Origin of the sequence: Halomonas sp. OfavH-34-E, from assembly GCF_024124525.1 — a bacterium.
Classification (GTDB): Bacteria; Pseudomonadota; Gammaproteobacteria; order Pseudomonadales; family Halomonadaceae; genus Halomonas; species Halomonas litopenaei.
The window spans coordinates 75,487-88,515 of record NZ_JAMXRY010000019.1 but is presented as its reverse complement, the minus strand read 5'-3'; the positions used below and the strand labels follow the sequence as shown (position 1 = coordinate 88,515).

The window sequence follows — 13,029 nt, the reverse complement described above, 5'->3', positions numbered from 1 at the left end:
GGGTGGCGGCGCCGGCGCCGGCGGCCACACCGCCACTGCCGGCCAGGGCGTCGAGGGTCGCTTCCAGCTGCCCGTTCGCACGGACGCTGGCGTCTCCGGCGAGGATGCCATTGCCGCTGCCAATGCGCGCACGACTGACGGTGCGCTGATCGACGGTAACCTTGGCGGCACCCGCCGCCACCAGGCCGCCGACGATACTGCTGGACTTGCCAGAGAGGCGCGAGATCAGGTCGCTGGTGACGTCCAGCCGCCCGGCGATGGCAATATTGGTGCTCTCGCGCAGGCTACCGCTGCCGTCCTCCAGGGAGGTGTCAGCGATCTCTGCCACCACCTCGGTGCTGTCCTTGAGCGTCACCAGGGTCGCATCGACGCCCAACAGCGCCCCCCCGGCGGAACCCAGGGCCTCACCGCTCAGACTGTTGCCATTCGCCAGGGTATTCAGGGACGCGGCAACGTCCATGGACCCGGCGGTGATGCGGATATCATGGGCCGCGCTGGAGTCAGGCGTGCCGACCCGCGCCAGCACCTTGGCCTTGAGCTCTCCTTCGACCACCGAGACGCCGATGCCGACGCCCGCCGCCACCGATACCCCCAGGGTCTTGATCTGTACCGCAGGCGTCAGGCTGGCGTTGATGCTCAGGGCGTCAGACAACGAGATCCGCGCGCCGTCACCGATCCACGCCTGCACCTCCTGGGACAGGGTCACCAAGGCCACGTTGGCGCTGCCGCCGGCCATCCCGGCGGCCACCGCCACCACCTCCAGCGCGACCCGATCGATACTCGTGGCCGAGACGTTCAGCGAACCGACGCTCTGGTTCTCGCCCACCCTGGTATGCTCGCCGACCCAGGCCCTCGTCGCACCGCTGATCTCGACGGTGCCCACCGACACGCCTGCGGCCACCAGGCCGATGGCCCCACCTGCAGCCCTCAGTGAATAGTCGCGATCGGCGCTGGCCATAATATCGACGCGATCCGCCGCCTTGATCAGGGTGCCGCCAGCGGCGCTCGTGGCGCCTTCCAGCGAGGCAAGCTGCTGGGTGCGATCCAGCAGGATGGCCACCTGGCCACCCACCGCGATGCTGGGTGCCGCCGAACCGCCATAGGCGCTGATCGACACGTCACCGTCGTAGTCGCTCGCCACCTCGATGGTGTCCGCCGCATCCAGGGTCGAGCCGCGGCCCACCTGGGCGGTCACCGCCCCGTTGAGCTCGACCACCCCCACCGACAGGCCGACACTGGCAACACCGCTGACCGCACCGGAGCCGGTCAGGGTCTGCACCTTGAGGGCTTCGCTGGCCTTGACGCTGACGTCCCCGCCGGCGGTAATCACCACGCCACGTCCCAGGGTCGCCGCGGTGTCACCTACCTTCAGAGGCGACTTGACGTCGAACAGCTTGTCACCCGAGAGACCACCGGTCAGGGTGCTCAGGGCGCTGTTGGTCGAGGTGCGGTTGGCCTTGTTGTGGTTTCCGGCATCGTCGGGACGATCGAAGTCACCGTCGAACGCCGCCTGCTCGTCGCTGTCCAGCGGCGTATCGGTGCCGGAATCAGAGTCTTCGGCCTCGGCCTTCATGGCGAACTCGCCGCTCTGGAAGCCGGCGAAGGTATCGCTCACCAGGTCTTGCAGGTCCTCGACCCGCTCGAAGCTCTCCTCACTCAGCCCCTTGCCCAGACTGATCACCGAGATGGCGCCACTGAGGCTCAAAGAGCCGGAGCCAGCAAAGGCGATCACCGTGGAGTTGAGGGTACGCGACAGCCTGGCCTCGGCGGTCACATCGCCCCCCGCGATGATCTGCGCACCATCCGCCACACTGACACGGGTCTGCTCGCGCAGCACCATGACGTCCACCGAAGCACCGAAGCCCGCCGCGCCGACGGCGGCAGCGCCGACCCCCTGCAGATAGCCGGCCAGGCCACTGCGCTCATTGACCAGGGTGGTGGTGGATGCCTCGAGCAGCACGTCATTGCCGGCGTTCAGTTCGCTATCGCCGGACACCAGCACCTGCGTCACCGAATCCGCCGTCATCACCGATACCGCGCCGGCCACACCGACCGCACCGCCACCGGCGGTGGCTACGGTGATGCCCAGATCCAGGCGCTGGCTTGCCGTCACCGCGATATCATTGCTGGCAGTCACTATTGCCTTGTCCAGCGACACTCGTGCCTCGGGGTTGAGCAACCCCAGCGCCAGCGAGGCGCCAAAGCCGACGGAGCCACCGGCCACCGCACCGACGATAAAGCGGCCGTCCACGTCGTTGTCGGCACGTACCGCCACGTTGGTGCCGGCGACCTCCACGTCCTTGAGATAGGCCAGGGTCTCAAGCGACAGATCGACCACGCTGGCCGATCCCGCACCGGCGACGCCGTTGAGGCCCACCGCCGCCCCCATCACCGTGGACAGGAAGCTCACGTCGGCGCGGGCCTCCACCGCCACGTCGCCACCAGCCTTGACCATCAGGCCGTCGCTTTCAGCCGAATGGTCGAAGCCGTCACCGCTGATGAAGGCCTCGGTCTTGTGCTGGAAAAGGGTGACATCGACACCAGCGGCGCCGGAGCTGCCTCCACTGACCGCCGCCGCGCCACCGCCACTGTCGGCGTCGCCACGATGCAGGGCCCGCACCACCACGTCGGCGGTGCTGTCGATGCGCGCCTTGTCGATGTAGGCGCGGGTCGCGCCGGTGACACCATCCACCACCACATTGGCCGCCAGGGCATTGCCGGCGGCTCCCGCCGCGGTCACCGCCACGCTGGTGAAGGACACCTCGCTGGTGGCCAGCACCACCACACCCTTGTGGCTGTCTGTCGTCCAGCCATTGTTCCAGTCATCGCGCACCGATAAGGCCGCACCGCCGGCGCCGGCGCTGACGCGCGCTCCACCACCGATCCAGGCTTCGGAGGTGCTGCCCAGCAGGTCGACCCCGACACCACCGCCCAGCGCCACCGCACCCACACTGACGGTGCCCAGGGTAATAGTGCTGACGTCCTTGCTGTCGCTGACCACGCTGACGTTGCCGGCGGCATCGACGCTGCCGCCGTCGATGCGCGCGACGCTGGTGTTGTTGATCAACGAGCTGCCGGCGTTGCCGGCACCTGCGCCGAAGGTGCCATAGCTGACACCGGCTATCACGATCAGGTTGGTGGAGCGCGAGCGGGCATCAATGGCGATATCGCCGCCGCTCGAGTCGAGCGTGGCGCCCTGGCTACCGGCCAGGATGCTGTTGTCGATATCCAGGTAGGCCACCGAAAGACCGGCCGCACCACCCTTGACCGCCACGTTGACCTGGGCACTGGCCGCCGAGATCGCGCTGGTGTCGCTGGCGCTTACCGCGATGCCGCCGGCGCCACTCACCTCGGTGGCGCTGTCGCGAATATCGGCGACCACGTCCTTGCGGGTGAAATTGAGCGAGGTGGTACCGCTGAGTGCGGCGAAACCGGCCACGGCACCACCCAGGGAGTAGGCGCTGATGCTCGAGGATGAGACCGCTGAAAGGCTGACCTTGCCGGCGCTGGACGCCACGCTGGCGCCGCCCTTGATCAGCGCGTGGATACGGTTGGCGCTGTCGCTGGTGGGGTCGTCCGGATCACCGCCGATGTAGTTGTAGGCCAGGTAACCGGCAAGGGCGAAGGCCCCGGCACCGGACCCCGCCACGGTAAAGGCATTGAGGCCGAGATCATCGCTGGCCGACAGGGCAATGTCTCCCGTCGCCGAGACCGTGGCCTGGTCGATCACCGCCGTGACGCTGCCGCGCAGCCAGTTGAGCGACAGCGCCCCGGCCACCGCCACCTTGCCGGCACCGGCACCGGCCAGCGCAAAGCTCCAGACCTGGTCGCCCTGCCCAGGCGTCGCCGGGCGATTCTCGTCTGAGTCTTCTGGCGGTATCAGGCTGTCATCGACCTTGACCGAAGGCACATCGGTGATCCGAATCAGCTCGGCCTTGACGTCGACGCGCCCACCCGCCGTTACCTCGGTGCTCGCCCCGAGGATGCTCGCGCTCAGCGTCGACGCCATGTCGTTGGTCGCCGAGGCGCCGGCAAGACCGACGGAGCCGGCACCAGCCGCCGCGCCGGCCACGTTGATCATGATCGGCGCCACCGAGGCATGCACGCTGACGTCACCGGCGCTGGCCATGACCACGGCGCCATTGCCAATCGATGCCAGCACATCGTTCTGCATGAAGTTGATGCCGATGGAGCCGGCCAGGGCCACCGCCCCGGCGCCCGCACCGCCGGCGGTAATGTTGAGCATGCTGGCTTCGGAACGGGCGTCCACCAGCACGTCGCCACTGGTGGCGGTCACACTGGAGGCATCGATCAAGGCGGCGATCTGGCCCACGCTGTAGCCGTGGTCGCTGCGCTCGCCCTGGAGGATGAAGGCGTCTTCGCTGGCGTCGACGTTCTGGTCGCTGGTGTTGTCGACGGTGCGCGAGGGATCGCTGGGGTCGCCTCCCAGATAGTTGAAAGCGATCGCCGCGCCCCCCGCCGCATTGCCGGCACCGGCGGCGCCGAAGGAGAAGTTGACCAGGCCCTTCTTGTCCTGGGCCAGCACGCTGACACTATCAGCGGCGGTGATACTGGCGCCGCCCGAGACTTCGGCCAGCACGCTGGAGCGCAGCCAGTTGAGCCCCACCGCAGCGGAGCCGGCCACGCTGCCGGCGCCCGCACCGGCGATGGTCAGGTTGATCACCCCGGCGGTCCAGTCCATGTTGGACATGTCCCGGGTGGCAATATCCGATGATCCCGTGCTCGGATTGGTCTCGGTGCCCTGGGTCGCCGGGTCCACCTCAAGTCCCAGTGCCGACAATTCCAGCGCGGCGCGACCGCTGCGCTCGGCCAGGCCCGCCCAGACAGCCACGTCACCACCGGCGATCAAGGTGGCCCCCGTCACCCGGGCCACAATGGCGTTGTCGACCTGAACGGTACCGCTGCTGACCCCGCCGGCCACGGTGCCGGCGCCCGCGGCGCCGATGGCCACGACCACCACCTGGGCACTGTCGGTGGCCTGGATGCGAATATCACCGGTACTGCTTTCGACGCGACCGCCGTCGATCAGCGCCTCCACCTTGCCCTTGATCAGATTGACTCTGACGGCACCGGCGAGGCCCACCTTGCCGGCCCCGGCGCCTCCAAGGGCGACTGACACCACCAGGCTGCTGGCCTCGGCGTCCACCACCACATCGCCACCAGCTGTAACGGTGGAGTTCTGGATCAGCGCCTGGCTGTCGTTGTCGATCAGATTGACCGAGACGCTGCCGGCCAGGGCCACCTTGCCGGCACCGGCTCCTGCACCGCTGATCGCCACCAGCTCGGCGCGATCGCGGGTGGCCACCAGCACCTGGCCGCTGGCCGAGACGCTGGTGTTCTTCAGGGAACTACGCAAGGTATTGGCGATCTGGTTGACCGAGACGCTACCGGACCCGGCGAACTTGGTACTGGCGCCGACCCCCAGGGTCAGCGATCGCACCAGACCGGTGTTGGCCGCTACCACCGACACCGCGCCGGCGTTGGCGATGGCACCGCCACTGATCAGGGCCAGCGTTTCATTGGACAGACTGTTGACCGACACCCCGGCACCAAAGCCGGCGGTGCCACCGACACCGACGGCGCCGGCCAGGGTCCAGACGCTGCTGTTGTCCTCGGCGTTGACCGACACGTTCGGCGTCGGTGCAAGGGCGTCACTGCCCTTGGCCAGGAAACTGTCGACCACACGTGCCTGGGTGGAATTGTCGATCAGATTGACCGCGGCAGTTCCCGCAAGGCCAACCCCCTTGGGCCCGGTACCGATACCGGCCGAGCCGGCCAGGCTAATGACCAGCGTATCGCTGAGCGCCTTGACCGAGAGTCCACCAATCACCAGCGACTCGCTGGCACTGCCCAGCGCTTCGACGTGGGCGTCGACGTCGTGGCTGATATCGGCAAAGGCCGCCGCCCCCCCGACACCCGCCTTGCCGCCGCCAGCCACTGCGCCGGCGATCAGTACCGTGTTGGCGGCGTCACGCGCCACCACACTGACATCCCCGAGATCGCCGGACTGGATATTCAAAAGCCCCGCATCGACGGTGCGATCGGAGGTCAGCACGCTGGCCGCCCCGGCCACACCAAAGCCCTTGGCGCCCGAAGCGACGGCGACACCGGCGGCAGCGACCACCGTCCAGCCCTCACGCGCCGCGCTGAGTGCCAGACCGCCCGTATCAAAGGAAGTGACGCGATCGATCCGCGCCCGGGTGATGCCGCTGTCGAAGGCCAGGGCGGCGGCCCCGGCCACCGCCACCTGGGTGCCACTGCTGCCCAGCGACAGCGCCGCGCCACCGGCCAGCATGCCAAGATGGCTGCTGTCCTTGGCGGCCACCGACGTCTTGCCGGTGATCTTCAGCGTCTCGATCCCCTGGATCAGGGCTTCGGTACGATAGTCGGCGATATTCACCACCACCGAACCCGAGACACCGAGGCCGAAGCTACCCTTCTGGTCACCGCCGGACGAGGTGGAAGACGTGCCGCCGCTGCCGCCGGAAGACGCCTTGGCGGCACCGCCGAGCTTGCCACTCAACTCCTTGAGCACGCTGTCATAGTTGCTCTGGTTGTTGGGCCACTTGTTGGGGTCGTCCTTGGTGGCGCTGCCCCCAGCCGAACCACCACCAGCGCCCGAGCCGCTGGCGTCACCGGCCGAATCCAGCCCGCTGGTACCGCTGCTGCCCGCCTTGGCTCCGGCCAGGGCGAGGTTGGCTACCACCCCGCCGTTATTGGCCTCGACCAGCAGATCACCTCCTACGGTGATGCTACCGCTGGCGCTGGCTGGCGTGGTCACACCACCGATCACCGCTCGGGTGTCGCGCTCCATCACCGAGACCACCGCCGATACACCGACGCCAGCGCTTTTGCCGGAGGCGACGCTGCCGCCGATACCAAAGGCGTAGGTGTCGTCGTTGGCGCCGACCCTGAGCGCCGGCCCACTGGCCCCGTCCACAGAGACGGCACCAATGTTCAGCGATACCCCGTCCTGAATCTGCGCCAGGGTGGTGTTGTCGACGATATTGGCCACTGAGGTGGCGTTGAAGGCGACCTTGTCGGCCTTGCCACCGGACACCGCCGCCCCGATCAGCAGGGTGTCGCTGTCGGCGCGCACGTCCAGACTGCTGGCGACCAGCGCCACACCTGTCTCGATGACCGCACGGGTATCCGCGCCGAGCAGATGCACGCCGATGGAAGCACCGATGGCGCTGCCGTCGGACTGGATGCCGGCGAACCCGGACTTGATGGTATCGATATCGCTCTTGAAGGCGTCACGCCAGGCCTCGGCGCTGGCCTCGTCGGCGCCGGCAAAGGTCGGCAAGCTGAGATTGCCCACCAGCGACAGCAGGTGGTTGTCGCTGCGAGCGATGACCTCGACCTGCTGCTCGTCGCTGGGTGTGACGCTGGCCACATCGGTGGCGCCCCCCAGATTGATCCGGGCACCCTCGCGGATGCGGGCCTCGCTGTCCTGATTGACCAGGAAGACGTTGGCGGCACCGGCGATGGCCAGCTTGCCCCCCTCGGCGGTGGCCACGGTCCAGCTGTCGAAGCTGCCGCTGATCCCCAGATTGCCGGTAGTAAAGGCGTTGAGCGCCTCGACGAATTCCTCGATACGGGTCTGCAACGGCGAGCTCAGGGCAGTCCAGCGGCTGTCGTCGCTGAAGTCTTCACTGGCGAGATCCACACCGCTGACGTCGGCCCCCTCGAATTGATAGATCAGGCCGGCCTCGCCCCCGCGCTGGTGGTCATCGGCCACCAGCACCTTGTCGCCGTTGGCCAGGTCAGCCGTACCTTCCGCGCTTGCATGGTCGTAGGTGCCATCGAGTTCACCCAGGGCCTTGCCCGCCACATACAGGTGACGCCCCCACAGGCTATCCATATCGACGCTGTTGAGGCTCTCGGCGGTGACGCTGATGGCATCGCCGGCGTCCAGGTCCACCAGGCCCTCGACCACCGCATCGGCATGGTTGTTCTGCAGCGCAAAGACGAAGCCGCCGGCGACACCGACATCGGCTACCTGGCTGTCTTCCTTCTGATCCTTGGCGCTGTCGGTGCCCTGGACCTCGGACTCCGCCGCGGCGTCTCGCAGCTTGCCGATCAGGGTGTTGCCCAGCACCTTGTCGGTGAAGCTCTCTTCCCTTTCCTTCTTGTTGGGGTCGACGCCGGTAGCGGAGCCCTCGGCGCTGACCGCCGGGCGGTGGGCGCTGGTAGCGCTGACACTGACCGCACCGGCCACCTCGATGTCGCTGCGCTGGGTGGCGATGGCGCCCAGTCGCGTCACGCTGGTGCCAAGGCGGGCCTCGGCACGATTGATGTCCACCGAGACCGCCAGGGCGGCGGCCACGTCCAGGGCGTTCTTCTGCTGGCCCTGGGATTCCTTGAAGTGCTCGCCGATGGAGGCAGGCCCGCGGTCGGCGATGCCTTCCTTGATCTTGTCACCGATGACGCCGCTGAGCGCCTCCTGAAAGTTGCCGATCACCGATGTCGGCGACAGGTCCTCGGCGCTGGCAGTGGCCCCGTCGACAAGGCTATCGGGGCCACCACCGGGGGCGGTACCGGCGCTGGCGCTGGTACCGCCGTGGTCTTCGCCCTGGGAGGTCTCGGCGCTCAGTGTCAGATCGCCGCCCACACTGACGTCACCGGCCAGTTGCGCCTCGGTGTTGCTGGTCTCGACGTTGATCGCCAGGGCGATGCCGACCTTGCCCTTGTCAGGGGCGGAACTGGCGGAGGTCTCGTTTTCCTCCACGCTGGTCGCCGCGACCACCAGATCATTGCCTGCACTCAGACTGGCGTCTTCCCACACCATCACCCGGGAATCGCTGACCAGCACGCTGACCGCCACCGCGCCGGCCACGCCCTTGAGGCCATCCGGTTCAGCAGAGACGCTCTGGGCGGTGCTGACACTGCTGCTCAGGTTGATGTCATTGGCGGCGCTCAGGGTACCGTGGACGTGCACACTTGAGCGGGTGATCAGGGTGCTGACCGACACGCCCAGACCCCAGGCCTTGCTGGCGCCCACCTCGGTACTGATGTCGAGCTCGGAGGCGACGGTGATGTCCCCGCTGGTGGCGGTGATGACCGCGTCGGAGCCGATATCGATGGTGACCTCGGCCACCATCACCGAGACACTGCCAAACAGCGACAGCCCCTGAAGGAAGTCCAGCGCCGCATCGATGCCCTGGTCGAGGAAGGCCACGCCGGTGCGCAGGTTGAACCAGTCGCGATCGGGATCCACCAGGCGCGCATCGATGGTTACGTCCCCGCCCTTGAGCGTGGCCTTGTCGATATCCACCGACAGGTCGAACAGGCCCACGTCGACCAGGCCATTGGCAGGCGCCAGCAGGGGTTGAAACAACTGCGCGCCAAGGTGCAACTCGCCGCTACCGGCATCGATCACACTATCGCCACCGATCGTCAGCTCACGTGCCAGGATCGACAGATCGTGTCCCAGCGTCGGATCACTCATGCTCAGATCGACGTTGTCCAGGGTCAAGGCACCGTCGGCACGCAGCTCGACACTGCTGTCCAACGTTCTAGTCACGTTGGACAGGGAGGCGTCGCCATCCCAGTAGCCCACCAGGCTGGCGCCCCCACTGACGGTCACGTCGTCGAGCCGGGCGAGGCTCCCCGCCGCCAGTTCCACCTCGACCTGATCGCCAGGCTTGGCGTTCACGATGGTGTCGGTCGCCGCCTCGGCGATATCGATGGCCAAAGCGCCGGTAAAGGCAGTGGCCGTCAGGGTCTTGACGGCGCCTCCGGTCAGGCTCAGGCGCGCCGCCTCGATCCCGGACAGCGTGGTTGTGGCCGAACCAACGACCAACCCGCCATCGGTCAGCGTCATGGAGTCGCCCGCCGCCGCCAGCAGGCTGTCGGTGCCGGCGCCGCCGTCGACACTGGCGGCGCCGGACACGACGACGATACGGTCATCGCCACGGCTACCGATCAGGGCATCGCTGCCGCCGGCACTGGCGTCCAGCACCACGCCGGTCCCGCTCAAGGCGGTGCTCTGCCATTTGTCGCCACTGACGCCCATGCCGAGTGCATCGGTCAGGATCTTCGCGGTGGCGTCGGCGCTGACGGCGAAGCTCGCGCTTCCCGTGGTGGTGTCGGTGACCACAAGACGCCCGCTGGCACCATCGAAGCTCGCGGTCAGGCCCTCGACACTGCCGAGCAGCACCAGCAGGTCGCCGAGGGTGCGGGCGTCGGCCACATTGAGCGCCCGCGTCACGCCATTCTGCAGGGTGAAGCTCAGGTGCGCGCCGGAGTTCTCGAGTTCGCTACCGGTGACGTAACGCGCCAGGTAGGACTCGTACTCCGCCTGGCTGGCGAAGTCTTCTGCACCGGGAATCGCATCGCCCAGCGCCGAGAGGAAGGTCTCGATCTCGGCGTTGGAGGCGCCGCCAGCGGCCATCAGCGCAGTGACCCGGGTCTGTTCGCCGACCCCGTGCCAGCCGCTGGCATCGAGGGTGTTGGCGCCGGCGTTGCCGACCAGCGTCAGCGCCTCGATATCGCGATAGCTCGACGCGGTCCCGCCATCGATGCTGAAGCTGTCCCCACTCACATTGACGGCGTTCTGGCCATCGGCCAGGACGATTTCCAGACGATCCTGGCCGACGCCGCCGCGGATCTCGTTCTGCCCAGCCCCGGCACGAATGACGTTATCCCCGGCTACCGCCACGAACTGGGTCGTGGCCTCGCCACCGATCATCAGGTCGTTGCCGCTGCCCCCCTGGAGATAGACACTGCCGGCAAAGCCACTGGCGTCGAGCACGGTGTCGCCAAACTCGGCACGCAGCATGCCGTGCTCGATGCCGGCCAGGCTGTCACGCCCCGCTTCCCGAGCGCGCACCTGGGTCGAGGTCACCGTGGCGCTGGCCCCGGAAGCTCCCAGCGCCAGACCACTGCCGACCAGCGCCTTGGCGAAGGCACCGTCGTCGGCCACGGCCATGAAGTCGCCGATAAAGCTGATGCGCCAGCGTACCTGCTGTTCTCCAGCAGACTCGAACAGCTCGCGGGCCACCTGCAGGTTGCCTTCGCCCACCGCAGACAGCGCCTCGAGCGCCTGCTGAACCGCCAGGGCGTCGGCGTCCCAGGCCAGCGCCACGGTCTGCTCGCCGGCGAAGTGAAAGACCACCGTCTCACCGGCGCTGCGCGACCACACCAGCTCGCGCTCCTCGGCGACGTCGCCGCGCACCAGGGTGGCGCTACCGCTACCACCGAACAGACGCAAGCTGTGGGAAGTACTGCCCAGCACCGAGTCGCTGCCGCTGCCACCATCGAGGCTGTTGCTGCCGCGATTGCCGAACAGCACGTCGTCGCCGACACCCCCGACCAGGGTGTCGTTGCCGCTGCCGCCCAGGAGTACCGCATCGCCGGCGCCGGCCTTGAGGGTGTTGTCACCGGCGACGCCTTCCAGCTGAACCGAACCGCTGAACGCAGAGGCGTCCAGCATATTGGCAGAAGCACCGCCCACCAGGGTGGCGAGTTCGACGTCGCCCAATACCCAGTTGGTCCAGCCGGTCACGCTCAGCGCGGTATCGGTCAGGGTCATGTCGGCGTCGGCGCTGGCCTCGATGCGGTCGTTGCCGCCACCGGCCTGGACACTGCCGCCCCCGGCGCTGAGCACGAATCGGTCATCCTGCGCGCTGCCGACAAGTCGGCTATTGGTGGCGCCATCCAGGCTCTGGAAGGTCACGCCGGAAAGCGAGTAGCCGCTGGCATTCAGCGTCTGGCCGGTCCCCGCGGCGGACAGCACCAGTTCCACGGGCTGGCGCTGGAAGCTCAGGCTGCCGTCGCCGGTGGTGACCGTCGCGGTGGCGCCAGCGCTGGTCAGGGTGATGTCCCCGGATGCGCGCTGCACCACGTAGGTCAGCTCGGCCTCCTCGGGGGTGAACTCACTGCCCAGCTCGCTCTGTTCGAAGCGATCGCTGCCGCTGACCGACACCAGGGTACTGCGACCGGCGCCGGCCTTCAGGGTATCGTCGCCGCCGCCCCCGACGATCAGGTTGTTGCCATTACCCCCGTCCAGGATAGTGTCGATCTGCGAGGTGACATCACCGATCAGGCGGTCGTCGCCGCCGGTCCCAATGACGTGATTGAAGCCATCGATACCGACGAAGCCGGTGGCCTTGCCTGTCCCCAGATCGACCTCTACCGAGGTGGAGAAGTCGCTGAAGTCGAGGATCTGGCCGGCCCGACCGTCGAGTCGGTCGATGCCGTTGAACGCGATATTGCCAAGCCCCAGACTGCCCTCGTCGTAAAGCGACCAACGCGCCCCGTCCTGGCTGCTCGAGAGCCGGTGCCGAGCGGCATCGTCCGTGGCTGACAGCACGCCGTCGTCACCCTGGCGATAGGAGGCGGCGTTCACCGTCTCGATGCCCGTGAAACTGAGCCAGCTATCGTTGCGCGCCGCCGTGGTGGTGCTCGACCAGTCCACGCTGCCCGCCCCATCGGCGCTCACCTGCCACTCGGTGTTGCCCTGGATGCCCTCGATGCGATCATCGCCCTCGCCCCCCGCGAAGGTGATGGTCAGCCCCTGGCTATGCTCGAGTGCCAGGACGTCGTCGCCGTCGCCGCCCTGGAAGCTCACCAGCAGACCATCCGCCTGGCCCAGCAGGCTCTGGTCCACGCGCAGGATGTCCTGGGCGTCGCTGCCCTGAATGACCACGCCGCCACTGGCCTTGGCGTCATCGAGGCCGCGTGAGGCCACCACCTGACTGACACCTTGCTCGTCGAGTTCGACCACCTGCAGCACCTGCTGCTGGTTCTCCTCGACCACCCGCAACGTCATCTCGGCGCCACCGGCCACGCTGGCGGTCAGCGGGTCCGCCGACATCAGCATGCGTGGCTCGAGTCCCTCGAACACGAACCGGGACGGCTCTGCCTGGGCACGACGAGCACGCCTGGGCTGGCGGAGAAGACGAGCGATCAATTCGGACAGAGGCTTGCGCTGGTGGCGACTCATGGGGGGACTCCGGTGGCGAAAAACGTCAAGAGGCGCATCGCGGCGACGATACGCCCCCT

1 protein-coding gene is annotated in these 13,029 nt (G+C 67.7%); it reads right to left on the bottom strand.

The annotated features are described in order from the left end of the window. Nucleotides 1-12,970, bottom strand: a 12,970-nt coding sequence (locus NH448_RS10320) for an LEPR-XLL domain-containing protein (protein WP_253028759.1), incomplete at its 3' end; no start/stop codon positions are given. Between the last annotated feature and the right edge of the window lie 59 nt (nucleotides 12,971-13,029).